24 protein-coding genes are annotated in these 26,925 nt (G+C 40.6%); 9 read left to right on the top strand and 15 right to left on the bottom strand.

Annotated elements, in window-relative coordinates; all coding sequences use genetic code 11:
• Positions 1–84: 84 nt before the first annotated feature.
• A complete protein-coding gene (locus tag EKM61_RS12355; RefSeq protein ID WP_082918580.1) occupies positions 85–234 on the top strand; it encodes a DUF3781 domain-containing protein in 150 nt (49 codons plus the stop codon).
• 148 nt (positions 235–382) lie between these two features.
• On the opposite strand, the gene EKM61_RS07675 is transcribed toward EKM61_RS12355, so the two are convergent.
• The 4 genes from EKM61_RS07675 to EKM61_RS07690 all read right to left on the bottom strand — a co-directional run bounded on the left by EKM61_RS07675 (position 383) and on the right by EKM61_RS07690 (position 5,196).
• Positions 383–1,093, bottom strand: coding sequence for a class I SAM-dependent methyltransferase (locus EKM61_RS07675; protein WP_082918521.1), 711 nt, complete (start codon positions 1,091–1,093; stop codon positions 383–385).
• A gap of 546 nt (positions 1,094–1,639) precedes the next feature.
• On the bottom strand, positions 1,640–3,196 hold the full coding sequence (guaA, locus tag EKM61_RS07680) for a glutamine-hydrolyzing GMP synthase (protein WP_068225536.1): 1,557 nt from the start codon (positions 3,194–3,196) through the stop codon (positions 1,640–1,642).
• Positions 3,197–3,469: 273 nt separating this feature from the next.
• Positions 3,470–4,393, bottom strand: a complete 924-nt coding sequence (gene coaA / locus EKM61_RS07685; RefSeq protein ID WP_068226256.1) for a type I pantothenate kinase — start codon at positions 4,391–4,393, stop codon at positions 3,470–3,472.
• 299 nt (positions 4,394–4,692) lie between these two features.
• Complete coding sequence (locus EKM61_RS07690) at positions 4,693–5,196, bottom strand: acyl-CoA thioesterase (RefSeq protein WP_068225537.1); 504 nt, start codon at positions 5,194–5,196, stop codon at positions 4,693–4,695.
• 291 nt (positions 5,197–5,487) lie between these two features.
• Between EKM61_RS07690 and EKM61_RS07695 the strand changes: the two genes are divergently transcribed.
• The gene (locus tag EKM61_RS07695) at positions 5,488–6,048 is read left to right on the top strand and encodes an SGNH/GDSL hydrolase family protein (protein ID WP_068225538.1); all 561 of its coding nucleotides are present in this window, start codon (positions 5,488–5,490) and stop codon (positions 6,046–6,048) included.
• A 73-nt stretch (positions 6,049–6,121) separates the two neighbouring features.
• Entirely contained in the window at positions 6,122–6,988 is an 867-nt protein-coding gene (locus EKM61_RS07700; protein ID WP_068225539.1) for a DegV family protein, read from the top strand.
• Positions 6,989–7,281: 293 nt separating this feature from the next.
• On the opposite strand, the gene helD is transcribed toward EKM61_RS07700, so the two are convergent.
• Positions 7,282–9,576, bottom strand: coding sequence for an RNA polymerase recycling motor HelD (helD, locus tag EKM61_RS07705; RefSeq protein ID WP_068225540.1), 2,295 nt, complete (start codon positions 9,574–9,576; stop codon positions 7,282–7,284).
• Between the two features lie 343 nt (positions 9,577–9,919).
• On the opposite strand from helD, the gene EKM61_RS07710 reads away from it, so the two are divergent.
• The 3 genes from EKM61_RS07710 (at position 9,920) to EKM61_RS07720 (ending at position 13,261) form a co-directional block, all read left to right on the top strand.
• Positions 9,920–10,573 (top strand): VTT domain-containing protein, encoded by a 654-nt coding sequence (locus EKM61_RS07710; protein ID WP_068225541.1) that lies wholly within the window; start codon positions 9,920–9,922, stop codon positions 10,571–10,573.
• 274 nt (positions 10,574–10,847) lie between these two features.
• Entirely contained in the window at positions 10,848–12,683 is a 1,836-nt protein-coding gene (locus EKM61_RS07715) for a cation:proton antiporter family protein (protein ID WP_068225542.1), read from the top strand.
• Complete coding sequence (locus EKM61_RS07720; protein WP_068225543.1) at positions 12,680–13,261, top strand: hypothetical protein; 582 nt, start codon at positions 12,680–12,682, stop codon at positions 13,259–13,261. The genes EKM61_RS07715 and EKM61_RS07720 overlap by 4 nt, the downstream gene beginning before the upstream one ends.
• 155 nt (positions 13,262–13,416) lie before the next feature.
• On the opposite strand, the gene EKM61_RS07725 is transcribed toward EKM61_RS07720, so the two are convergent.
• Positions 13,417–14,847 carry a C69 family dipeptidase gene (locus EKM61_RS07725; protein ID WP_068377061.1) on the bottom strand — a complete coding sequence of 477 codons (1,431 nt, stop codon included), beginning with the start codon at positions 14,845–14,847 and terminating at the stop codon, positions 13,417–13,419.
• A 12-nt stretch (positions 14,848–14,859) separates the two neighbouring features.
• Entirely contained in the window at positions 14,860–15,876 is a 1,017-nt protein-coding gene (locus tag EKM61_RS07730) for a DUF1002 domain-containing protein (RefSeq protein WP_068225545.1), read from the bottom strand.
• Positions 15,877–16,089: 213 nt separating this feature from the next.
• Here EKM61_RS07730 and EKM61_RS07735 point away from each other — a divergent pair, with 213 nt between their 5' ends.
• Together EKM61_RS07735 and EKM61_RS07740 are read left to right on the top strand one after the other, a co-directional pair.
• A complete protein-coding gene (locus EKM61_RS07735; RefSeq protein WP_068281163.1) occupies positions 16,090–16,998 on the top strand; it encodes a proline-specific peptidase family protein in 909 nt (302 codons plus the stop codon).
• Positions 16,999–17,077: 79 nt separating this feature from the next.
• Positions 17,078–17,743: a histidine phosphatase family protein gene (locus EKM61_RS07740; RefSeq protein ID WP_068225547.1), complete on the top strand. Its 666-nt coding sequence runs from the start codon at positions 17,078–17,080 to the stop codon at positions 17,741–17,743.
• Positions 17,744–17,986: 243 nt separating this feature from the next.
• Here the strand turns inward: EKM61_RS07740 and EKM61_RS07745 are convergent, their stop codons facing one another.
• The 4 genes from EKM61_RS07745 to EKM61_RS07760 form a co-directional block, all read right to left on the bottom strand.
• Positions 17,987–18,802 carry a pyruvate, water dikinase regulatory protein gene (locus EKM61_RS07745; RefSeq protein WP_068225548.1) on the bottom strand — a complete coding sequence of 272 codons (816 nt, stop codon included), beginning with the start codon at positions 18,800–18,802 and terminating at the stop codon, positions 17,987–17,989.
• Positions 18,803–18,942: 140 nt separating this feature from the next.
• Positions 18,943–19,578: a helix-turn-helix transcriptional regulator gene (locus EKM61_RS07750; protein WP_068225549.1), complete on the bottom strand. Its 636-nt coding sequence runs from the start codon at positions 19,576–19,578 to the stop codon at positions 18,943–18,945.
• Between the two features lie 136 nt (positions 19,579–19,714).
• Positions 19,715–22,366 carry a pyruvate, phosphate dikinase gene (gene ppdK / locus EKM61_RS07755; protein WP_068225550.1) on the bottom strand — a complete coding sequence of 884 codons (2,652 nt, stop codon included), beginning with the start codon at positions 22,364–22,366 and terminating at the stop codon, positions 19,715–19,717.
• Between the two features lie 330 nt (positions 22,367–22,696).
• On the bottom strand, positions 22,697–23,389 hold the full coding sequence (locus EKM61_RS07760) for an O-methyltransferase (RefSeq protein ID WP_068225551.1): 693 nt from the start codon (positions 23,387–23,389) through the stop codon (positions 22,697–22,699).
• Positions 23,390–23,502: 113 nt separating this feature from the next.
• On the opposite strand from EKM61_RS07760, the gene cbpA reads away from it, so the two are divergent.
• Complete coding sequence (cbpA, locus tag EKM61_RS07765; protein ID WP_068225552.1) at positions 23,503–24,141, top strand: cyclic di-AMP binding protein CbpA; 639 nt, start codon at positions 23,503–23,505, stop codon at positions 24,139–24,141.
• A gap of 362 nt (positions 24,142–24,503) precedes the next feature.
• Here cbpA and EKM61_RS07770 read toward each other — a convergent pair whose 3' ends face one another.
• The 4 genes from EKM61_RS07770 to acpS form a co-directional block, all read right to left on the bottom strand.
• Entirely contained in the window at positions 24,504–24,860 is a 357-nt protein-coding gene (locus tag EKM61_RS07770; protein ID WP_068281166.1) for a type II toxin-antitoxin system PemK/MazF family toxin, read from the bottom strand.
• A gap of 21 nt (positions 24,861–24,881) precedes the next feature.
• Entirely contained in the window at positions 24,882–25,130 is a 249-nt protein-coding gene (locus EKM61_RS07775; RefSeq protein WP_068225554.1) for a hypothetical protein, read from the bottom strand.
• A 109-nt stretch (positions 25,131–25,239) separates the two neighbouring features.
• On the bottom strand, positions 25,240–26,349 hold the full coding sequence (alr, locus tag EKM61_RS07780) for an alanine racemase (protein ID WP_068225555.1): 1,110 nt from the start codon (positions 26,347–26,349) through the stop codon (positions 25,240–25,242).
• On the bottom strand, positions 26,349–26,708 hold the full coding sequence (gene acpS, locus EKM61_RS07785; protein WP_068225556.1) for a holo-ACP synthase: 360 nt from the start codon (positions 26,706–26,708) through the stop codon (positions 26,349–26,351). Before acpS ends, alr begins: the two co-directional genes overlap by 1 nt.
• Between the last annotated feature and the right edge of the window lie 217 nt (positions 26,709–26,925).

Raw genomic sequence — 26,925 nt, forward strand, 5'->3', positions numbered from 1 at the left:
GAGCTTGCGTTTATTTTTTTGCCAAAAAAGCCAATAACCACACGCCTTTGGCGTGATTATTAGCTTTCAAGTTTCAGTCATCAAATTGAAGATCTAGTAAAAGCGTGTATTAATGATGCGGATTCAATTTTAAAAAAAGGTAAAAACTATTACGTTAATTGTTCAAATCCTGGTATTTCACTAACAATAAATGCCAATAATTATAGAGTAATAACCGCAAATAACTTATGTTAATCGAAAAATGATCAGTCCATTAAAAAAGATCCATGGATTTTATCACGCTAATGGTTTTTACCCATATTAGTTGTAAACTTTACCGCCGATAATTTGGATTACTTAAGTTATCAGTGTTTAGTTGATGCCGTTCTTTTATTACTTAATTCTATCGTGAGGCCACAAGCACAAACGTTGGAGCCCATGGACCGCCCCACCAGCCGTTAAATCCTGAATATTGCACCGCAAAATGACTAAACCCTAATGATTTCAAAACACTTATGTATTCGTTATCCTTACGTTCCATATCAACCAACAGTAATTTACCGGAATCCTTTAGCACTCGCGCAATTTCTCGCAGCGCCTTCTCTCGCTCTTTTGCAGGCTTCACATTATGAATTGCTAGACTAGATGCAACAACATCGAAACTATCCGTGTCGAAAGGCATTTCTCTCATGTCGGCCGTCAAGACTTCAACTCGCTTGTCTAAATTCATTTGTCTAATGTTTGTCTCTACTTTTCGCTTAGAATTGTTCGACTGATCACGACTGCGCCAGATATCAATTCCGACCACTTTACCATTCAAAGCTACTTTTGCTAATTTAAACATGACCAAGCCATTGCCACAGCCTATATCGAGGCATTTGGCTGTTGAGTCAATCTTATTTTGATTCAAGACTTTATCCCAGATTTTTTCTTTACCAACTAGACTGGTATGGATAAACACACAACCACACGCTATCAAATAAAGTCCACCAGCTAACTGCAAGGCCAAGCTCATACCGACTTCAATCGGTGGAACTAATCCTAAACCAATTAGCGCTAACCCACCCAAACACAATAAAAATGGAACTAGAGGGGCGTCAATACCCTTATTCATCAATTCATCCTCCAAAAAATATATTAATAAAAGTATAGCATAGTTAATAATCACATTTGAATCAAAAATAAAACGATTATTCTTGATGAACCCACCACAGGTTTAAGCAATCTAGACCGTGAATAAACTCTGATCGTCATTGCATATAATTTGCAATTTATAAAACAGGCAGATTGAATAGTCAATCTTGGCCCAGGATCCGGTAGAAATAGCGGTGAGATTGCTTTTTCGGGAACACCTTCTGGCTCCATAAGTAGCATTCGCTCTATTACTGGTCCATTTTTATAGACTCATTTAAGGCACACGCAAAATAGAAAAGGTAATAGCCATTTAATTTTTCAGTGACCATTACCCTTTTTCAATGAATAAAACCAGTCTCAAAGCTATAGACGGTACAAAATGGGCAAATTAAAACGTACCGTCTAATGTACCGGATAATAACCAATTTTAATCATTTTATACCATTTTTGCTTAAACAAAAAACAGCTCTGCAATAACCTTTTAACGGGTTACTACAGGGCTGAACTTGTTTAAAATCTTATTTTTTTATTCCCACTCAATCGTCGCCGGCGGCTTGGAGGTAATATCGTACACTACGCGGTTGACGTGGTCGACTTCGTTAACGATTCGGACGGAAATCTTTTGCAAGATGTCCCAGGGAATGCGTGCAAAGTCGGCGGTCATGCCGTCAATCGAGTTGACGGCACGAATACCAACTGTGTAATCGTAAGTACGACCATCACCCATAACACCAACACTACGAATACCAGGCAAAACGGTGAAGTATTGCCAGATATCACGCATCATGCCAGCCTTTTGGATCTCATCCCGTAAGATGAAGTCACTGTCGCGCACGATGTTGAGTTTGTCTTCGGTAATGGCACCGATAACTCGAATTCCCAGGCCAGGGCCAGGGAATGGTTGTCGCCAAACAAGTTCTTCCGGCATACCTAATTTTTCGCCTAAATCACGTGCTTCATCCTTGAACAAAGTCCGTAATGGTTCAATCAACTGGAAGTGCATGTCCTTGGGCAAACCACCAACGTTATGGTGCGATTTAATTGTTTGCGCAGTATCAGTACCACTCTCGATAACGTCGGTATACAGTGTCCCTTGGGCAAGGAAATCAATGCCTTTAAGCTTAATTGCTTCGTCGTTAAAGACCTGAATAAATTCGTTACCAATGATCTTGCGTTTCTTTTCAGGATCAGATACGCCGGTTAATTTATCTAAGAAACGCTTTTGCGCGTCAACTTTAATGATATTTAAACCGAATTTACCTTCAAGACTAGCCATGACTTGATCAGCCTCGCCCTTACGTAGTAAACCATGGTCAACGAAAATACTTGTCAACTGAGTTCCAATTGCTTTGTGGAGTAAAACTCCTACAACGGAGCTATCAACCCCACCGGAAAGTCCAAGTAAGACCTTGCGATCACCGACTTGTTCCCGAATTTTTTGAATTTGTAAGTCAATGAAATCGTTCATGGACCAGTTGGCCTTGGCGCCACAAACGTCGAAAGCAAAGTGCCGTAAAATGTCATTACCATACTCGGTATTTTGAACTTCAGTGTGGAACTGCAAGCCATAGAATTTCCGTTTATCATCAGCCATTGCCGCGATTGGACAGTTCTTACTAGTTGCGGTTTGTTTGAAACCATCAGGTACCTTCGTCACTAAATCACCGTGGCTCATCCAAACGTACTGATCAGTTGGTAAATCCTTGAATAATACGGCAGTTGGATCAGTAACCTGAATATCAGCCCGACCGTACTCACGATTATTAGCTGGTTCAACGTCGCCACCAGGCAGAATATCTGCCATTAACTGCATGCCATAACAGATTCCTAAAACCGGAATACCTAGATTAAAGATTTCTGGATCAACTCGAAAAGCATCCTTATCATAGACACTGTTTGGTCCACCAGAAAAAATAATGCCTTTTGGTGCCATTGCTTTGATTTCCGCAGCAGTCAGTTTATGCGATAACAATTCAGAATAAATCCCAAATTCACGAATTCGCCGGGTAATCAATTGATTGTACTGGCTCCCAAAATCGAGGACGATGATCTTATCAAAATTTTGCATGTCCGTCGTTGCCAAATAATTCACCTCATTCATTTGATGTAAGTAACTTAAACGTACCTAAAAAACCAATTCCTGCATTCAGTCTGTGAACACCTTTTTAAGCACTTTCTTTTCATAAATATTTTCAATAAACTCATTTTACTGATTGTCGTCCATTCGGTCAACCTTTCAAAGCCGCTTTTCATCTAATTATTAGGGTAGCTCAATTAAAAAAATACTAATTGCTAGCGTTAAGTAAGTTTAAAAACTACTTTTATTGGTATTTTTCTGGACAAACACTCATTGACCTCAAAATTTACGAAAATAAACGTGATCAATCTTATGGTTGTTTGTTTTATGCAAAATGACGTCAGCACGATTCCGGGTTGGTAAAATGTATTCCTTTAAGTTCGGTAAATCGTTGGTCTCCCAAACGTGACGGGCCATTTTCAAAGCAGCCGCGCGATCACCAACCGCATAAGAATAATAATAATTTGTTGGATCAGTGAAGGCTGTATCTAGTAGCACTTTAAAACGATCCAAGTACCATTTCTCAATCAGATTCGGTTCTGCATCAACGTAAACTGAAATGTCGAAGAAATCACTAACATAAACCAATTGATTGCTTGGTAGCTGCAAGACGTTGATCCCTTCAACAATTAGAATATCCGGTGAATCGATTACATCATATTCGTTAGGAATCACATCGTAAATTTGGTGCGAATACTTTGGTGCCTTCACAGGGCCCTTATTATTTTTAACGTCGGTTAAAAAATTAATTAACCGCTGCATATCATAACTTTCTGGAAAGCCTTTGCGTTCCAATATTTTTCGTTGCTTCAACTCAGCATTAGGGTACAAGAAACCATCGGTAGTAATATTTTGAATTCGTTTTGTCGGGTAAGCCCGGGTTAACAAAATTTCTAGTAAGCGCGCCGTGGTGCTTTTGCCCACTGCTACACTACCGGCAATACCAACGATAAATGGTGTTTTATGCGCGCGCACTCGCAAAAAATTCGTGCGATCATGCTGTTGCGCTTGATATTGATCATAGTAAACATGAATCAAATGGCGTAAAGGTAAATAAATCTCCCGTACGTCTTCTAGCGATATTTGATCGTTTAATGATTTGGCTTGGTCCAGTTCGGCCTGGGTAAGCGGTGCCATTCCATTACGATAGAAACGGCGCCATTCATCCCGACTGATCCGGTAGTAATTCATCTCATCTTGCAATTTAATCCCCCACCACATCCATGATGCCTCTATTTTAGCATACCTCTGAAATTTTACCGGAGTTTTTTAAAGCGTGTTTGGAAAGCGTTTAGATTTTGAGGATTAACCTAAACACGTTCCCGCTAAATTAGTTAGACAAATACTAGTAAAATTAATTTCAGAGTAATGCCTAGATCATCAAATGACTCGTTTAGGCTAGCATATCATTTAATGATCGTAGCCCGACCACCAAAATCGATCTTTGAACACGCAGCATTTATTTTTACAAAGTGGCACCACCAACAGTTCCAACAATCCTTTTATTTAACACTGAGATCTAATTGTTGTGCTAGTTCACTACTTTCTTGTTGTGCCTTCAAATTAGCGGCTCGCCGTTGTTCGTAGGCAGCACAAACTAGTTTTTCTTCACGATTTTCTGGTCTTAAAGTGGGCAACACTGCCTGCTTATCTAAAGCGACAAAAGTCAGAAAAGCCGTTGCGCCAAGGTAACGTTCACCGCTTAATGCATCCTCGCCAATAACCTTGGCAAAAATTTCTAGGGAGCGATTACCGGCACCGCTAACGTAGGTTTGAACCGTGACAATTTGGCCAACTTGAAAGGCTTGCTTAAATTCAAAATGATCCACGGTCGCAGTCATCACCGCCGTGTTCGCAAATCGTAGTGCGCTAATAGAAGCCACATTATCGACTAACGCCATTAAATGCCCGCCATGTAAAGTTTGCAGCGGATTCAAATCTTGATACAATATGTGATGTGCTTGTAGTGCGGTTGAGGCCGCACACGTTTTTATTTGTTGTTTCATAATTATTTTATCCTTTACACGGAAATATTTAAGCAAAAGTATAGCACAAGATTGTCCGTTGTTTGTCCTGGGAGTGGGACAAAAGCCGTTTTTGGGGTTCACTGCGTAACGTAAGCTAATCCAATAACCATAGTACAGTTATTGAATGAACTGTAGTTAGGCACGTAAACCCAGACTTTTGGCGCACATTCTAGAGTAACGTGCGGAAACAATAAGAACCAAACTGTTGTCCCACTCTCTTACCAAAAACTACTCTTAGTGGTAACAAACATACTTTTAAGGAGACAAAACATGGCAGAAATTATTCTTTTTGGTGATAGTATTCTTGCTGGCTTTAATCATGGTTGGACCTATCCGGTCATTACTAAGACGATCCAGCAAGCCTTTCCCAACGACCACGTTTTTAATGCATCCGTTCCCGGAGACACTACAAAAGACGCCCTTGATCGGGTTACGGCACACGTTTTAAGTCGTAAGCCGGCCGCTGTCGTTCTCTTTTTTGGTGCCAATGATTTATCGCAAATTCTGGGCATTAGCCCCCAAGCTTACCGGCAAAATCTAACTGAATTAATCAGAAAAATCGGGGCCAACAAACTAATTATGATTGGTCCACCAATGATTGACGAAAGGTTAAATCCTGATCGGCCAATTCATCGTATCACCGAATACAATCAAATTGTCAACGACGTTTCTAAAGAGGCCCACGTTGATTTTATTAACCTAAGCGCCGCCATGCAGGCTCAAGTGAAACCACTACACCAAGATGATGGCCTTCACTTTAATTCTGCTGGTAATCAATTGCTATGTTCCTTAATTACCGAACATTTACGCCAACGACTAATGAAAAATTAGTCGCATTGTCCCGTTAAATAGCGTAGACTGGTGAATATGATTGTACTCTAAAATGATGAAAGAAGTGAAATAGATGAAGATTGCTGTTGTAACTGATAGTGCATCCTACTTAACCGAACAACAAGCAAACGAAAATAATATAACGGTCGTCCCAATTACCGTTATTTTTGGAAAAACTACTTACAAAGAAAATGTCGATCTTACAACTAAACAATTTTACGATATGTTACAAACACATAAGGAACTACCTAGTACAGCTCAGATTTCCATGGGCCAAATTCAGGCTGTATACGATGATCTAGCAGAACAAGGTTACGATGCTGTTATCAGTATTCACCTGTCCAGCGGCATCACCAGCTTTATTCCTAATTTAGAGGCCTATTTACCGAACATTACTAACATAAAAGTTTATCCTTTTGATTCACTATTAACCACCGCAGCAGAAGGCAACATGGCTTTATTGGCTGCTAATTTAGCTAAGGCTGGTAAATCCGTTGACGAAATTCTTGCAGCCTTAAAAATACTACGTGATAGCCAACGGGTTGACTTTATTGTTGCCGATCTCAGCCATTTAGTTCGTACTGGCCGGCTAAGCAACGCCTCGGCTATTGTTGGCAACATGTTACGTATCAAACCAATTTTAAACTTTGATAAACAAGGAAAGATTGTCGCGGTTGCTAAAGAACGTACTTCCCGGCGTGCCTTTAACCACGTTAAACGTGAAATCACTGATTACATTAATCAAGTTGATTATCCCGTTCGGATTGACGTCATTGACGGCGATAATGCGGCCGAAAGTGAAAACTGGGTTAATGATTTTCAGGCTAGTTACCCACAAGTTGCCATTGATACCAGTACCCTAGGGCCAGTGCTTGGGGTTCATGCCGGTCGAAAGGTTATGGGCGCCGTTTGGGCTCGTGACTGGAAGAGCCTACTATAAGACTCGGTGATGACTGGTTTCTGATCGTAACTAACAAAAAATTACCTATTAAATGTGTTCTAATTTTCAACTAATAACTAGCAAAAAAGCAGCGTACTCGTTTAAAACCAGATTAATTGGCTAAACGAGTACGCTGCTTTTCTATTTTCTATAAATAAGTTTAACTGGTCTAGGTCGTGTTTGCAAAATACGCTTGCTAGTATCGCCCTAGCCAATCTAGCGTAAACCTGTTCAAAAAAGCCGACTCCGGTTATAGCTAATTCTCAATTGTAGCGTAGCATCCGAACGCTTTTTCAAACACTCTTTTTATCAACTGTATACCGTTCTTTTGGCACGTCATTCAACAATGGTGAAACCGTTTTTTCAGCCATTAGCGTTAAATGATGCATTGCCCGCGAAGCAATTGTATATAGTAGCTGCCGTTCGTCGTCATTCCCGTAATTGGCCGCTGTGACTTGCCAAGCAATAATCGCGTCAAATTCTAGCCCTTTGGCCAAGTAGGATGGGACAATAATTGTTCCAGCCGCCAAACGTTGATTTTCAGACCGAATCAGCGTCACTGGCACTTTCTGATCATGCATTATCGTGTAAAGTGCCTCACTGTCCTGCCGAGTCTTCGTAATGATCGCCGTAGTCTGACCGGCTTCATCGTTAACCGTTAGCTGCTGCTTTAAGGCCGTCACTAAATCACGAGTTGTTGGTCGGACAATCAAATTAGGAGTTGGCCCCTCACGATTAAAAGCAGTGACCTTCTCGCCATTTTTCAACAGTGCCTTAGTGAAATTCGTAATCTGTTCAGTAGAGCGATAAGACTGAGTTAGTTGAATAACCCGCGTATCTTCCTTTTCAAACATCGTTCCCAATTCTTTAAGCAAGCTACTTTCTTGAGTGAAAATAGCTTGATTCAAATCGCCTAACAGCGTAAAACGAGCTCGTGGAAAACTAGTTTTCAAAAAGCCTAATTCATAAGGTGTATAATCCTGAATTTCGTCAATAAATAAATAGCGAATATCCCGATCACCGTGTTTACCAGTTATTAAATCGTACATGTAAAGGTAAGGTGTCACGTCATCCATTGCTAACTTTTTCTGACGCAAACGATCTAAAACTTGGTTAACGTCCAACTGCCATTCTTCTTCGCTAACGTTAAACTGTTTTAGATCTAGATATTTTGGTACTTGCCGTAGAAAGTCGATGTACTGACCCTTAATATTTAAGAAATGATTCCGACTAATTCCTCGGCGAACACTTTCAAAGGCGGCCGTTACAACACGCCGGGCTAAGAAACTAAATTCCTTGTCACCATTCTCAAAATTATGCGGATGATCACCATACCACTTATTAATTCCCTCTGAATCAAGGCTTTCAATAAATTCACTAACCCATTTAGATCGCATTTCCGAATTAATTCGGCGTCCCAAATAACGTAATAAATTTTCCTTTGTGGCAGTTAATCGATTACCTAAATGATAGTTTTCATTGTATTTATAATAAGTTTTTTCAATTCGATCTTTATCGATAAAAACTTCATTACGTAATTTCACATCCCGAAAATGCATATCCGCCTTTTCCAAATGTTCAGCGTACTTCTGGGTTGCTTCCAGAAATGCCAAACTGGATTTTAAGCGACTGACCTTCTTGTCAACGTGATTTTCGTGCTTTTCAAATTGAGTGAATAGATCCTCCACCTCAATATTGGGCAAACGCCGGGCAGCGTATTGATGATACGTTAACTGCACCATATTTTGTTCACCTAATTCCGGTAAAACGTTAGAAATATAGTCATTAAATAACTGATTAGGCGAAAACATAATCACTTGACTAGACTTTAAATTTCCCCGGTACCGGTATAACAGATACGCAACTCGCTGCATAATTGCTGACGTTTTCCCAGAGCCAGCAGCACCTTGAACAAATAACAGTTTAGCCGAAGTATCACGGATAATCTGGTTTTGTTCCCGCTGAATTGTGGTGACAATACTCTTCATCTTAGTGTCAGATTGTTCACCCAGTACTTCCATCAACATTTGATCGCCGATGGTCTCTTGGGTATCGAACATGGTTTTAATCTGACCATTTTCAATCAAAAATTGTCGTTTTAAACTGACGTTAACGGCCTGTTCACCGTCTGGCGTTTGGTAGGTCACTCGGCCAAGATTACCATCATAATAAATCGACGAAATTGGTGCCCGCCAGTCATAAATTAGAAAGTGATCCGTAGAATCGGTAAAGGAACCTAACCCAATGTATATCGTTTCTGCCGCCTTGGCCTTATCTTCCTGAAAATCAATCCGCGCAAAATAAGGCGTCTTATCCAAACGCTGTAAAACATCCAGTTGCTGTGCTGAATGCTGCCAACTATTATTCCGCTCATTCAGCATTTGCTGTTGCTGCCTGATCGATAGGGCAGTATCCATCATGCCTTCATAAGAGCCAGTATTTAGCTTCACATCATTATTAAAGTTATCGTTGATGGATTGTTCATCACTTTTAGCTTCACTGATCTTCTTAGTCAATTTACTTTCAGTTGACTTAATTTTGGCTACAACATCATCTACTCGTGCTTGTTCTTTTTGCTTCTCAGTCACTGATGCACTGCCTCCTTATGAACACTAAACTTAAGTTATTTGGATATTCAATTTTAGCACTTTCCGCGGCTTCATACAATCGGTGCGAACTGAAACCACATAGTGATCGAATGTCAGTCAACTAGTAAATATACTTAAATACCTACTAACCTATCTACCCGTGGGTTCTCTGTTTTAATGTCGTTTGAATCAACTAGTTGTTAAACAGTATGCGACCTCGTTTAAGTACAACTGTTAGTTATAAATTTTTGTTTAAATCATGCCTATTTTTTACGTTTGGCGTTGCACCATTTGCTATAAACAGTGTACTCTAGAATTAATGTTGTTGATGAGGAGGGATGACTTGGTACACACATTAATTTACGGCCTAACCCACTTGGAGTCTGTCCTATTGCCGCTTTTTCAATATTTTGGTCATTACAGTTACGCCATTTTATTCTTAATGATTTTTATTGAAACCGGCCTAGTCATCTTTCCTTTTTTACCTGGTGAATCGGTTATTTTTATTAGCAGTACTTTAGCAGCACGTAATGGCTTCTTTCTTGATATGCAATTACTCTTTTTAACGTTCTTCTTTGCCGCATTAATCGGCGACACCGTTAATTTTGAAATTGGCCGGCACCTTGGACGTTTAAGGTTTATCAAGCGCCATATCAAAGATGATCAACTTGAGCACGCTTCTGCTTTTTTTATTCGGCATGGTGGTAAAACAGTGATCTTCGGCCGTTTTGTTCCAATGATTCGAACCTTTATCCCGTTAATTGCGGGTATATTCAAAATGAGCTACCGCCGTTTTATTCTATATAACTTTCTTGGTGTTTTAATTTGGGTATCCAGTGGTTCACTTTTAGGGTACTACTTTGGCAGTTTGCCCTTAGTTCAAAATCACTTTTCATTAATCTTATTGAGTGTCGTTATTGTTGCCTTAATTCCTGGTTGCACAATTGGCATTTATAATCTCATTAAAAAACACCACATTAAAAAAATGGATGATTAGGTAACGTTAAATGGTACTTTTTATTCTACTACGAAAAATAGTTGGAGCTTTCAAGTAGACAGAAGTCAGTTTTGGCGCATATTCTAAAGTAATGTTCGGAAAAATAAGAGACTAGGGCCGTTGTCCTGGTCTCTTAATTTATGGCCCAACTATTTTAGTTAGTATCTGCCAAGGAGATGCTTTAAGGAAGATGCTCATCCTTTAGTCATTCATTTTTATTTGTGCCATTTTTCTCTAAAATGTTATGATAAAAACAAAAAAGAGGCGTAAAGCAATGGCACAACTATCACTACTGATCGTATTACTAGCAGCATTAATGACACCATTATTCATGGCACGCTTTAAAATCACGTTAGTGCCAACAGCTGTGGCCGAAATTATCGTTGGTATTATTTTAGGTAAGAGTTTCTTGAATCTGGTTCATTTTACGGCAAACCTGCGGGAATTATCTAGTCTCGGAGTGATTATTCTTATCTTTCTTTCTGGGATGGAAATCGACTTCAATTTATTTCGACCGCAAAAGCCAATTGGTAATGCTAAGCCCGCAAAGTGGACTCCTGTCAAATTGGCCGTTGGTGCTTACACTGGTATTGTCATTACTTCTGCACTTTTAGGCTGGTTACTTCATTTGACTGGTTTGTTCAACGATATTTTACTGGCTACCATTATTTTCTCTACCATCGCTTTAGGCGTGGTTATCGCTGCTTTAACCGAAAAAGAACTTTTAAGTAAGGCGTTTGGCCAAACAATTTTACTTACTGCCGCGTTAGGCGAAATTGTGCCATTACTCGCATTGACTGCCTACGCTTCAATTAACGGTGGTCAATCTAAAAGTTTGTGGTTAGTTCTTTTGATTTTTCTTGCCGCAATTTTTCTTTTATTACGTTTTCGCAGTATTCACCAATTCTTTTCACGAATTGATAAATCAACAACCCAATTGGATATTCGGCTGGCATTTTTCCTGATCTTCGCGTTAGTCACAATTGCGGAAAGAGTCGGTGCCGAAAATATTTTAGGCGCCTTTTTGGCAGGTATTGTTATGAAACTACTGCAGCCTAGTGACGCGACCCGGGACAAGTTAACGTCAACTGGCTACGGCTTTTTCATTCCGATCTTTTTTATTACTACCGGAGTAAAATTAGATCTGCCCAAACTATTATCAAATCGACAATCATTAGTTTTAATTCCCGTCTTTTTTGCTTGCTTCATGCTTGCTAAGATTATTCCGGTATTTTTCTATCGCCAACGGTACACCACTAAAAATGCTTGGGCCGGCGGCTTTCTTGCCTCCACCACAATTACGGTTGTGATCCCAACTTCAACCGTTGCGCAAAACCTACACGCAATCACAAGCCAACAAGCGGGTGCTTTTATTTTGGCTGCTGTCATTACTTGTATCTTCTCGCCAATTATTTTCAACAAACTTTACGCACCAGAAAAAGAAGATTTGGTTAAAACCCGCGTAACCTTTATCGGTACAAATCTACTAACTATTCCGGTGGCGCAACAACTATCTAAGGGCTGGTATGACATTAAAATGTTTACCACGATACCTAAAAATTATCATACGTACAACAGTGAGGCCAACGTTGAACTTCTTCCTGACCTTGATGAACAAACGCTGCTGGATGCCGACGCTTTTAATACTGATATTATGGTTTTAGGCTATTTTGACTATAACTTAAACTTTCGCACTGCTCAGACCGCCAGCAAACATAATGTTCCCCGAATTATTGCCCGGTTTGAAGAAAAAAACGTTGCGGATAATAAGGACGAGATCCTAAATCAGCAAGGAGTTGAATTGTTTAACTCCTTTGACGTTAATATTAGTTTGCTCCGCGGAATGATTGAATCGCCTTCCACCTTGAAACTGCTAACTGACACTTCTGCTGGCCTTTATGAGGTAGCGGTCCAAAATCGGCGCTACGCAGGAATGGAATTGCAAAATTTACCGTTTATTAATAGTATTACGATCAGTCGAATTTATCGTAATGGCCTATTTATCGCCCCTCACGGCGACACTTTTATAGAAAAGGGTGATCACTTGATTTTTACTGGCGATAAGGCCGATGTTCCAGAAATTCGACATCAATTGAGTATCAAGAATTGATGTTTAAACGGGCTTTAAAATTAACCCTAATTGGCCTGCTACTATTAACGTTATCTGGCTGTAGTTCATCAAATTCACAGCGGCAAACTAGCCAATCCAGCACTAATTCACCCGTTAAACAAAATCAACCAAAGAATATTTTTACAGCAAAAGTGGGCCTTACGCAGGCAGTTGAGTTGTTTAACCAAAAACAACCTAACGCCACCTTACTACAAGTTACTTTACAACAAGAGCACCACACTTATACTTACCACCTGATCGGGCGAGTACACCAACGCTTCATCAAAATGACCGTTAGCGCTATGCAGCCAAACACGGCTAAGGTCACTCACCAAGCAAGTTCAAGTACCTTAAAAAACGCCGAACCTTTAAACTTAACCGGCGTTAAATCATTAAAAATAATGAATATGATTGCTCATAATCAGGTAAAGGATGGTAAATTGTTGCGCTATACTTTGGGCAAGGCTAACAGTGTCACCTACTACGACCTAACGTTAAAAAGTCCAAGTGTCGGTACCGTCCAATTACGACTAGATGCCAAAGCAGGCGATATTTTGCAACGAAATCAATTACACTAAAAAAGTGTCTCAAAAGTCGCGGTTATTGGATTAGCCTACGTTACGCAGTAAATCCAAAACCAGCTTTTGGCCTTTTTTTCATTGTAAACAAAAAAGTTCTGCTGTTAATCGATTTTTCATCGATTAACAGCAGAACTAAGCTTAGATTATTTTAATTACAAATTTTTATCCATGGCAAAAGTTAGTTTCGACAGGGCTGAATTCTTAATAACCAATTCGCCAAGAAAGGCCTGCGTCTTAGTCATGAATTGCTGTGTCATTTCCGTGTTAGCTTGCGTTAATACGGTTGAAATAACATTGTCCGGTAGCAATTCACTTAGGTGATCAGTAGCCGTAACGTGCTGCAACGCTATCCGTTCACATTCGGTAAGAAAATCGACTACTGTTGGTGCCAGCTTTAAATAATGTGGCTCAACTAAGACCGCCAAAACACGATATAGCCAGTAGGCACTACTTATCGTCACTTTAGCCGGCGTCTGGGCGTAAGCCTGTGGAATTACCGTACTGTTACTATAAAAAGGGACGTACGGACTAAACGCACTAATGCCAAAGGCCACCCATTGAATGGCCGCCAATGCTTCAGGTTTATCCGCCCTGATTTGTAAGATGTGTGAATTTTGTGTTCGGGATAAGGAAATTGCGCGGTACTTTTCTCGACTATTTTGGTCTCCTGTTGTTCCCAGCGGATCATACCGCGTTCCATTATAGTGGGAACGTAAAACTCGTTGAATATCCGCCAAACTGAGCCGCTGGTCGGGATACTGAACAAATGGTAAATCAGTGGCCTCCGGTTGCTGTATCACCGTTGGCGTCAGTACTCGCTGTCCTTCCCAAACTCGCGGTGAATTATAGTGAACATCTTCTTGTGTTTGGGTCCCAAAAATCACGCGAAAATTAAACGTTGCTGGTCGTGGATTTAAATGATTCAGCACTACAAAATCTTGTAACCCAGGTGCCGTGATAAAGTTTTCCTGATCAGCAAAATTAATCTCTTGAATCGCCAATTGGTTGGCCACAACTGCATAAGCGTTGCTAGGAATTCGTTGGGCCACCCACTGATGTCCAGTAGCAATTTCCATATACCAAACTTCGCTGGCATCACTAAAAAGAACCCCGTTAGTTTCGGCCGCGCCAGATTGAGTGACAATTTGGCCTAGGCGTTCAACACCAGCCCGGGCCGATTTGACGAAAGGTAAAACCACGCTGACCATTGCGTCTTCTGCAATCCCGTTACCAACTAACGGATCAGCCGCCAAAACTTGATTATTGGCGTAGGCACTCTCCGTGGCGCTCATTGCGACATTATGCCCATTAATTCCCGATTCCTCGTACAATCCCGCACTGGCATCCCGATCAGGTGTCGCCGTATAGCGCAGTGCCGGACCGTTAAGTAGCCACCTAAATCCATTATTGGCTGATACAAAATACTCAGAATGATAGTCTTTGGCCGCACGAATAATTAGTCGTTTCGGAGCTATTGCAACGTAATTATCTTCATTACGGGCGATTATTGTGGAACCATCAATTGTTGCATCCTTACCTACCAAAATCGAGGTACACGCTGCATGTGTCATTCGTTTATTCATTTGCCAACCTCACTAAAAAATACTATTCCAAAGGTTCTTAACCCAATTAACAAAACGTTGCCACCAGCTAGAATTTTGGGCGTTCTGCAAAACGCCACCCACTTTATTTAAAGTACTATTAATACTCGACTTAGCTTTATCCAACTGATTCATACTAGATTTATCTAATACACCAGAAGTTGACTGGTATTTTTGAGCCAAATTAACAATCTTGGTAATGTTTGTTTGGCTAATTTTACCCTCCAAATGATTATCCTTAATCGAATTATTAACAATCGTAGTAATCTGGGTTGTGTTGGCCGTCTTACCTTCGTTCTTCAAATCTGCCAGCTGCTGCTTGATATCAGTTAACACATTGGCCAATTGCAGTTTAATTTTTGTCGTGTCGGATTTATTCTCGCTACTACTTTGATTAGGATTTTGCTGTTCATTTTCTTGAGCCGCATCTTGAGCAACGTCATTCGTCGTTTCCAATTCCTGTTGGCCTAAGGCTGCCCGGGTTGGATCAACTTTTTCACCATTAACATCAAAGGCCTTATAAATTCCAGTCAAGGCACTTTCCCCGGTCACCGGTTTAACACTGGCCACTTCAATGGTTGCGTCCTTAATTCCCGCTGTGATCAACGGATTTTTATATTCATCGGCCGTAATTTGTGTAATATCACTTGGTGTATCAATTTTTACAGTAATCCCATGACCACTATCCTCACGGGTGACAAGCACTGAGGAAATCATTACACTAGTATCGCCGGAACCAGAACCGAGGTAATGAACAAGATCTTGCCCAGTCACACTTTCCGTCGTTACTTGATCCGATGAAATATTCATGATCTGCATTGTTTGCTGCACCTGATCCTGTGTGAGACCACCACCATAAATAAATGTTGGTTTCCCCCAGCGCTCGTTGACTACCGAACTTGAACTAGTGGTGGTTGTATCGTCCGCCTGCACTGTAGTAGTGCGCCATAAGAACAACCCACCAACAAGAAGCATAGCGACACCTAACCATTGCTGCCATTTTCTACTCATAACTTCTTACTCCTTCTATAACTTAATTTAGTCCCGTTCCCTTATCTTTCATTATACCTGAAATTGACCAGTAAGCCGATAGCTTAGTGATCTCTTAAGCACTTTTAAAAAAACTTAGACAGTGTGATCGATTTCTGTAATTAGCCGTCTCTTTTTCCTTCGCTTACGATTGTGCTAAGATAGACATATTATATAGAGGAATTAGGTGATAGTATGGCAGAAAATGGAACACACATTATTACGTTGGAGAATGGTTACCATCTCTGGACGCACACTGATGGCACTGGCGACATCAAACTTCTCACACTTCACGGTGGCCCTGGTGGCAATCACGAATATTACGAGAACTTCGCGGATAAATTAGCCCCAATCGGCGTGCAGGTTTCAATGTACGATCAGCTTGGTTCGTGGTACTCTGACCAACCTGATTTTAATCAAAAAGCAAATCGCGATCGTTTTTTGACTTACGATTATTATTTGGATGAAGTAGAAGAAGTTCGCCAGAAATTAGGTTTAGATAATTTCTATCTAATTGGCCAATCTTGGGGTGGTGCCCTGACCATGCTTTACGCATTAAAGTACGGCCAACACTTAAAGGGAGCCATCATCTCTAGTATGGTGGATAATATTGATGAATACGTCACGCACATTAACCAAGTACGTGAAGAGGCTTTACCTGCTGATGCCGTTGCTTACATGCAAGATTGCGAAAACCGCAATGACCTCGACAATGAACGTTATCAAGGTTACGTTGATATTCTCAATAAGGGTTACGTTGACCGTAAACAGCCACCGGCAATTAGCCACTTGGTTGATACAACAGCAACGCCCGTCTACAATGATTTTCAAGGTAATAATGAATTCGTTGTGACTGGTAAGCTAAAGTCGTGGGATATTCGTGATCAAATTAAAAACATCAAGGTTCCGACACTATTAACCTTTGGTGAACACGAAACAATGCCATTAGCGACAGCAAAACGAATGGCGGAACAAATGCCTAATGCTCGTTTAGTGACAACCCCTAATGGTGGTCACCACCACATGATCGATAATGCACCAGTTTACTTCGAACACCTGACACAGTTCATTCAAGATGTTGAAGCTGGTACTTTTAAACCTTAATTAAAAATAGCGCGAAAAAAGTAATTTCTGCTTTTCGCGCTATTTTAGACATTTTATTTAATTTGGAGGTTAACGCAACATGAAAAATTTGACGGTCTACCTTGTACGTCACGGCCAAACTTACTATAATCGCTACAATCGCATGCAAGGCTGGGCGGACTCCCCGCTAACTGAACAGGGTATCCAGGACGCCGAAAATACAGGTAATCGCTTGGCACAACTCAAATTTGCCCGAGCTTATTGCAGCGATACCGGCCGTGCACGTAATACGGCCCGCCTTATTTTAAGGGCCAATGACTCCTCTTTAATAACTGAACCAGAAGAAACTAGCTATTTTCGTGAGCAATTCTACGGTTATTTTGAAGGTGCCAATTCTTCAGAAACCTGGTACATGGCCGGTTATCCGCACGGCTGCAAAAACTTCGCCGAAATTATTACGAACTACTCAATTGATGCTTCAAAGGATTTTATGAAGGAAGCTGATCCTTTTCATGACGCCGAAAACAGCACTGAATATTGGCATCGCCTTTTACAGGGAATTGCTAAAATTCGTGAAGAAAATCAGACGGACACTAACGTTTTACTGGTCAGTCACGGGACTACAATTCGTAGCATTGTTGGCAAATACGGCACCAACCAATTTGATTTAACCAAAAGTCCATTAAACGGTAGTGTCACCAAGTTACGCGTAAGTGATACGGATATTGCGGTTGACTACTATAACCGAATTGAAGGTCAACTTTAAAATAATAAACATCAAAGGAGTGCATCAAAAGTCGATTTTAGGTTCACTGCGTGGCGTAGGCTAATTCAATAACCATAGTACGTTTATTGAATTAGTTGTAGTTAAGCACGTGAGCCAGACTTTTGGCGCACGTTCTAGAGCAATGTTCGGAAAAAGCAAGCGGCCAAGACAGAAGTCCCAGCCGCTTGCTTTTTCGAATATTATCGTCAAAATATGTTCCACAAGACAACGTTTGAGTGTCCTTTAATCACTTTGGGCTTTTCTTGCCGCTAAAATTACGGCCGCCGTTTCTTCAACTGAACGTACAGTTGTATCAATGGGTTCTATTTTTAATTGTGAAAATAATTGATCGGCGTACTGCAATTCGGCCCTAATTTGTTCTAAATCTGTATATTGATTGGCCTTGGCTAATCCCATACCGGCCATCCGTGTTTGCCGAACGGATTGCAACCGTTTAGGATCAATCGTTAAACCGACCAATTTTTCCTTTGGCCAGCTAAGAAGATCTTCGGGCAGTGGTGTCCCGGGAATTAACGGTAAGTTTGCTACCTTCAACCGTTGATTTGCCAAGTATAGGCTAACTGGTGTTTTTGCCGTTCGCGAAACACCTAGTAGAATTAAATCGGCCTTCAAAAAGCTTTGTAACTGTTGTCCATCATCATGAGCAACGGCAAAATCAATTGCGGCGACCTTCTTTAAATAATCTTGATTAATCGCGTGACGAATACCAGGCTTACGAATCGGTTGCTCTTGCGTTAATCCAGCTAATTTGGTCATTAAGGGAGTCATGTAATCAACCAGCGTCATCTGGTGGGTAGAGGTGAAGTCCGTTACCCACTGAACAAGTTTCGGATCGACAAGTGTTATTGCAATAAGTGCTTTCTCGACTGCTGCCTCACGCATGATTGGTTCAAGCTCGTCAATTTCCGTTACAAACGGAAATATCTTAATCGTCGCCTCTACCGCTGGATACTGCAGCAAAGTTGCCTGAATAGCTCGTTGTGCCGTTTCACCTACTGAATCCGAAATGACGTAAATTTTGACTTGCTGTTTTGTCATCTAGCTTACTCCCATCTATCAACTAATCTAAGGCTAATCGTTTGAAACTTTAATTCTAGTAACGCCTTTAGACCTAACCGGATATTTTTTGAAACAATTTCTATCAACTAAATTAGTCTAATCATACCTAAAAGTGACCTCTAATCATATTTTTCATGTTCAATCTTCATTCCGACTTCCACAAAATACTGCATTATTTTAGTTTTAGTAACCTTACCGACAACCTTTTTACTTCGCTCGGCCAGTACTGGTAATGAATCAACCTGGTGCGACATGAGCAAATAACCTGCATCTAAGATTCGATCCTCCGCCGTAATTGTTGTAATATTTGGCATTCGGGTCATAATCATCGACGCAAAGATTTGTGTTAAATCCTGCGTATTCAAAGTAGCCCGTAGTAGATCCTTTCGCGAAATGACCCCTAACAATTGTTGCTCATCATCAGCAACATAGAGTGATCCAATGTCATACATGAACAACGTCGTAACCGCATCCTGTAGTGTTGTTGTCGGTTTAATTAAAACTGGTGTCAACATCACAGTTGCTACTGGCACTTCATATAATGTCTCAAAAGTTAACGGATTAGCGTGTTGACCAGAATAAAAATACCCCACTTTTGGTTTAGCATCTAGCATCCCTGTCATCGTTAAAATTGATAAATCATTCCGCAGAGTTGGTCGCGTTAAGTTAAGGTGTTGGGCAATTTTATTACCACTAATTGGTTGTTCATTTTTAACAATCTCAATAATTTCCCGTTGCCTTTTTGTAAATTCCACGCTAATTGCCGCCTTATCTTAATTTCACTACTGTAAGTATAACTGATTAAGGAGCGACTTAAAAGGCGGGTGAGCGTGGCAAAAATATACTTTTACCATACTCGCCTGCCCTCTAAATTACGCTCGCAATAATATATTAATGTGTTGTTGGTGTTGCCTTAGCAAAACTTGGTTGGTGGCGGCGATTAATTGCTGCCTGCGCACTGGCCAAGACTGCAACGGGAACTCGGTATGGTGAGCACGAAACATAGTCAATTCCAATTGCATCAAAGAATTTGATTGATTCAGGATCGCCACCAAGTTCGCCACAAACACCAATTGGCAATGAACGTTTTTCTTTACGACCACCATTAACCGCCATCTTCATTAAAGCGCCCACACCTTCTTGATCAAGCGATTTAAATGGGTCGGCCGGTAACAGGCCTTTTTCAATATAATCAGGCAAGAAACTTCCACTGTCATCACGTGAGAAGCCATAAGTTAGCTGGGTTAAATCATTAGTCCCAAAACTAAAGAAATCGGCCTCTTGCGCAATTTGATCAGCAACTAGACAAGCACGGGGCATTTCAATCATAGTCCCGATCTGATAATGAAGTGGCTGCTTTGTGGTCGCGAACACTTCATTCAGTTTGGCGACTAAACGATCCTTAACCCAACGCATTTCAACTAGCGAACCAATTAATGGAATCATGATGTGCGGTTTAACGTTAATGCCTTCAGATCGAACCTGCAACGCCGCATTTGCAATCGCAGTGACCTGCATTTCATAAATATCCGGATAAGTAACAGCCAAACGACAGCCACGGTGACCAAGCATCGGGTTAACTTCCTTTAATTCAGCAACCCGATTACGTAATTTATCTACCGAGACGTTCATGGCAGTAGCAACTTCTTTTAATTCTACCTCATCATGGGGCAGGAACTCGTGTAATGGTGGATCCAGTAGCCGAATCGTCACGTTCTTGCCTTCGGCCAAACGATACAAGGCAACAAAGTCCCTTTGCTGCATTTCACGTAATTTATTCAATGGGTCAATTCGATCATCCGCCGTTCGGGCAATGATTAACCGACGCATCTGGAATAATCGTTCGGATTTGAAAAACATGTGCTCAGTTCGGGTCAATCCAATTCCCTTGGCCCCAAACCGTAATGCCTGTTCAAAATCGGCTGGTGTATCAGCATTAGCAAAAACGTCAACGTTCCCATTTTTCTGCGCCCACTGCAGAAATTTTTGTAAATTAGGATCTTGTGCTGCCTTTGTTGTGCTTAAAATACCGGCATATAATTTACCAGTTGTTCCATCAACAGATAAATTATCGCCTTCATGAAAAGTTTGTTCACCAATTTTAACTGACTTGTCGGATTCAATTGTAATTGCTGCACAACCAACAACGCCACATTTACCCATTCCCCGAGCAACAACAGCTGCGTGGGAGGTCATGCCACCACGACTCGTCACAATTGCTTCACTTACAACCATTCCTTCAATGTCTTCAGGAGAAGTATCTTGTCGAACAAGAACAACTTGATGACCTGCTTCGTGTGCTGCCTTGGCCGAAGCTGCCGTAAAGTAAATCTGACCACTAGCAGCCCCTGGACTTGCAGGTAAGCCCTTAGCAAGTTCAGCCTTGCCTTTTAAATCGTCGACCGCAAATTCTGGATGTAGCAGTTGCGTAATTTGTTCAGGATCAACTCGCATCAATGCCTCAGCTTCACTGATTTTGCCTTCTTCAACTAGGTCAACGGCAATTTGAACAGCAGCCTTTGGTGTTCGCTTACCATTTCGTGTTTGTAAGAAGTAAAGTTTACCGTGTTCAATCGTAAATTCGACGTCTTGCATATCACAGTAATGATTTTCTAATTCTTGCACGCTATCAACGAATTGTTGGTAAATTTCTGGATCTGAATCGGCCAACTCATGAATTGGTTGCGGTGTCCGTAAACCAGAAACAACATCCTCGCCCTGTGCATTTTTTAAGAATTCACCAAACAGCTTGGCCTCTCCAGTAACTGGATTACGCGTAAAAGCTACGCCAGTACCACTATCTTGGCCGCTATTACCAAAGGCCATCATTTGAACGTTAACGGCCGTACCAAGAGTTTCGGGAATGCCGTGTAACTTACGGTAAACTTTGGCCCGATTATTCTGCCAAGATGAAAAGACAGCGTCAACGGCCAGTTGCAGTTGTTCATGTGGATTTTGTGGAAACGCCTTATGCTCAGTGGCCGTATATAGTGCCTTAAATTGTTGTGCTAATTGTTTTAGATCGGCAGTTGTTAATTCTAAATCTGATTGATAATGTTTGGCCTGCTTAAGTTTGGTCATTTCGTTATCAAAGGTCTTCTCAGGAATTCCAAAAACAACATTGCCAAACATTTGTAGCAAACGGCGATAACAATCCCAGGCAAAACGTTCGTTATTAGTCTGTTTAGCCAAACCAAGTACGGTCTGATCATTTAATCCAAGATTCAGAATTGTATCCATCATACCTGGCATTGAAATGGCCGCACCACTGCGGACAGAGACCAATAATGGATTGGCCGTATTATCAAATAACTTACCGGTTTGTTCTTCTAAGTGTTGTAACGCGTCTTTCAATTCTTCTTCTAATTGTGATGTCATATTGTTATTATTTGTCTGATATTGGTGACATGCATCAGTTGTGACGGTGAAACCACTAGGTACTGGTAAACCAAGACCAGTCATTTCGGCCAAGTTCGCGCCTTTACCACCAAGTAAAGCCCGCATATCACGATTACCTTCAGCAAAGAAATAAATTTGTTTCATAAATGGACACCTCTATTAGTTTTATAGTACGTCATTAAATATATATGACATACTATAAAAATGCAAGCCCTTTCAATAAAGAAATAACTTAGTTTCCACTTACTTGTCAGCCATTTTGCTGTAATATCAAGCTTTTTGGTACTAAAAAAGCCTAGTCTAATTTCACTTTTTAAGGCTAAAATTAAACTAAGCTATTCTTTTTTAAATCGTTTGATGATATTAGTACGTCACTATTGCCGTTATTCATAAATACTGATGGCACTAGCCATTAACAGCCTGCCCTATTAACTAACCTATCACTTAGCGAATAAAACTGTGCGCTATTTTGTATTAGTTAGGAATATGAAAGGGCCCTGCAGTTAACTTAGTGATCATTAACAAACCATCACCTAAAGGTAATAGGCTAGCCTGCAATTGTTCTTCACGAAAAACATAATCCAGTAATAAATTTAATTTACGGTGAATGGCATGATCACGATGCCGAATTGTCTTCGGTGAATCCAAAATTGTACCACCCTGCAAAATATCATCAATCAGTATGACACCACCTTGCTTAACCAAACGAAGACAATCAGATAAAAAGTCTAAATACTTTGCCTTGGCGCTATCCATAAAGACAACATCATAAATTCCTGTTAGATTGGGTAAAATTGTAGCGGCATCACCTGCCAACTGTGTCACCTGTTTACTAATATTTAACAGTTCAAAGTTGGCCTTTGCTCGTTCTTGCATGGTTGGAAAGCGATCAATTGTCGTTACGTGCCCATTTTCAGGCATTGCAGTCAACATTAAGGCCGCCGAAAATCCAATCGCTGTTCCAACTTCTAAAACATTTTGCGGTTGCAGTGCCTTAAACAGTGTGCTAATAAAAGCCGCCGTTTCTGCCGGAATAATCGGAATTCCTTTTTTTCGCGCCACTGCTTCTATGTTACCTAATTGTCCGGTTAATGGCATTTGGCCGCGGCGTAAGTAGGCCAAAACTTCGTGGTCAATCACTGGCCGGTGCATCATTTCGTTACGCATTATTTCTCCTTTTTATGTGAAGATTCACATATTTATTGTGTTAATAGTCGCCTTTTTATGCTATGATTATTCAGTACAAAATGAGAAAGTTTTAATTTTGGAGGAATCATATAATGTTATTGGAATCATTAGTTCAACCTAAGGCTCAGCTAACTACCGTTGAGGAGTCAGCAACACTTGAAGAAGCACTTGAAATTCTCGAAAATTCAAACTTTCGCTGTGTGCCTGTTTTAGACGAATCAGGCAAGATTTTCCGTGGAAATATTTATAAAATGCACATTTACCGTCATAAATCACGTGGCGGCGACATGAGCTTACCTGTAACTCATTTACTAAAAAATGCAACTAAGTACATTAATTTAGATGCACCATTTTTTAAAGTCTTTTTTACAATTAAGGATTTACCTTACATAGCCGTTTTGAATGAACACGGCTATTTTTACGGTATTTTAACCCATAACCACTTACTGGGCATGCTCTCCCAATCTTGGAACGTTAAAGTTGGTAGTTACGTGATTACAGTCACCTCTCCAGATGGACGTGGTGAGTTAACCGACATGTCACGGATCATCACGCGCTACGTCTCCATCGCTAACTGCCTAACACTAGACGCCACAGAAGGTGATTTAATTCGCCGGACGCTTTTTACACTACCTGAAGGTACTTCTGAAGCAACTTTACAAAAAATTATTGACCACTTACAACGAAAGGGATTTGAAGTAATAGAAGTTGAAAATCTTCAAACTGAATAGCTAATAACTATCAAAAAGTTGGGTCCCTTGGCCAACTTTTTTTATTTGGAGAATGTCGTAAAAGAGGTTCATTCTACTTCGTAATTAAAAATTATGACCGCTTGAAATTATTGATAACAATACTGCTTTGACAATATTCAAGCATATTTACCGAAAATTTATAATAAAATAGATTTAAACATTCCAGAAAAACTTCGTTCAATAATAACGTAGCGCAGACCTTTAATTTAATCAAAAAAATACGAGTCAAAAAGCTACCGCACAACAAGTCAACTTCAGCCATTCAATTGGTTCTTCGCTGAGTTAAACTATGCCGCTAAAAGTAACGTTTTACCTCGCTCTAGAAAATAGATAATAGCAGTTTAAATACTTTTAAGACCTACGCTTACCGCAACTGCACTATCAACCTTGGCCATTAAATCATCAGCCAAATGTGCCACCTTATCGCGTAGACGTTGTTTGTCAATTGTTCTAATTTGTTCTAACAAGATTACTGAATCTTTTTCAATGCCAGTCTGTTTAGCCGTTATACCTACATGTGTTGGCATTTTGGGCTTTTGGATCTTGGCAGTAATCGCCGCAACAATGACAGTTGGGCTGTAATGATTACCAATATTATTTTGGACCACTAATACTGGTCGCATTCCACCTTGTTCTGAACCAACGACTGGTGAAAGATCTGCATAAAAAATATCCCCGCGTTTTACAACTGGATCCATAGATGCCTCCCGACAACACTCCTAACGGATGAGCTGATCCGCCTCACATTCACACGGACTGAATTCACGCGCAATCTCTGCGTTTAAATGTCCCATCTCAATATAACCGTTGATGAGAGTGTCAAGTTTCTGTTGGTGGATTTTAAAGAATTCCATCATAGCACCATTTACTAAGTCATTTTCATCCACCGAATAATATTCACAGTATGCGTCGATTTTTTTCTTTGTTTGTTCATCAAACGCAACGAACTCTTTGGTCTTTAATTCCATCGTCATGACCTCCATCACATTAGTTCACGGGATATTCATCATATCTTCATAATCTTAACATGTTTTAGGAGACATTTAAATGGGCATAAGGTTACAGCAATATTACGTTTTAATTCTGATACGTTCTTGGTACCCTTGTTGCGAAACCGCAAGCAATTTCGTAATGAATTGTTTCAGCGTAAGTAGCCACATCTTGTAATGTAATAGCGTGTAAACCATTTTGACCAACTAAAGTAGCCTTGGTTCCCACTGCCAATTCTTTTGGCAAGCGCACCATTAATTGATCCATACAAACACGCCCCACAATTTCACAGTACTCACCGTTAATCAGAACGTGAAATCCTTGCATTCGCCGGGGCCAACCGTCGGCATAGCCAATTGGAATTGTTCCAATCCATTCATCTTTAGTCGCCTTATAGGTTGCACCATAACTGATACCATCACCAGCGTGTACTTGCTTGACAAAATTCAATGTAGATTCAAGCCGCAATGCTGGTTGCAGTGAATAAGGTGGCCTTAATTCGCCGCCAGAGGGATTCAATCCGTACATTGCGACGCCAAAACGAATAACATTACCGTTACAGGCCGCATGCCACAAACTCGTTGCCGAATTAGACACGTGGACGTAATGCGGCCGTTCTTTTAAACTGGCCATTAACGTATTGAATTTCTTGACTTGCCCTTCAAAATAAGCCGTATCCGCCTCATCAGCAGTTGCAAAGTGCGTAAAAATACCGGCCAAATTAAATTTACTGTGTTCAGTTATGTATGCCTCGGCCGCCTGAAGTTGGGCAGGTGTTTGAAACCCAATTCGGCCCATTCCTGTATCTAAAGCAAAATGAACTTGAAGTACTGTTTGATGTAATTCCGTTGCTGCTGTCTCCAGCCAAGCTAAAGAACCGACTGTTAATGAAATCTGCTGGCTAGCCGCCAATTCTGCTGCTTGTGGCTCAGTAATACCCAATACCAAAATAGGTTCAGTAAATCCAGCCGCGCGCAGTGCTAACGCCTCATCAAGAATTGCCACACAAAAGCCAGTTGCACCGGCGGCCTGGGCCACAGTAGCAACTTCCACCATGCCATGACCATACCCGTTAGCCTTTACGACCGCCCAAAGTTCAGTATCATCGTTTAAACGCTTCATTTCCTGCCGAATATTAGTCTTAATTGCTTGGCGATCGATCACTAATTTTGTCGGCCGGTGTGTTCCAATCACCATTATTCTAACCTCTTTTCTAAAACAACTTCGCTCATGACCAGCGTATCAGTATGCGAGATTGAAACAAACGCATTACCATCAAAAGGATTTAACGTAATTTCTGGCTTACCTATAGCATTATCTAAAATTTCAATATCTTGGAAACTGGTTTTTCCAATTCCCGATCCTAGGGCCTTACCAAAGGATTCTTTAGCAGAAAAACGGCCAGCTAAAAATTCCGCCTGACGTTTAGTCGAGAGCGTGTTAAAGATAACTTGTTCATTTGCCGTTAAAACACGCTGGACAAACCCTGGATTCTTTTGGCGGGCCGCCTTAATCCTTGCAATATCTGTGATGTCTACGCCAATTCCAAAAACCATAATTGCGCTCCTTATGTATAACATTAGTAACTTAGTAAATGATGGTTACTATTTATTCTACCAAATTTTTCAGCAAATAGTAGTAATAAGCAATGAGTTATAGCGAATTCTATGCATTAAAAAAGTGATCAACATGAAAGGGGTCTCTGTCAAATCGTATTGGTGGAGATTTTGAACGGCACATTCACTTCGGTGAATGTGCTTTTTGTTTACTCAT

The organism is Loigolactobacillus backii (assembly GCF_003946275.1).
Classification (GTDB): Bacteria; Bacillota; Bacilli; order Lactobacillales; family Lactobacillaceae; genus Loigolactobacillus; species Loigolactobacillus backii.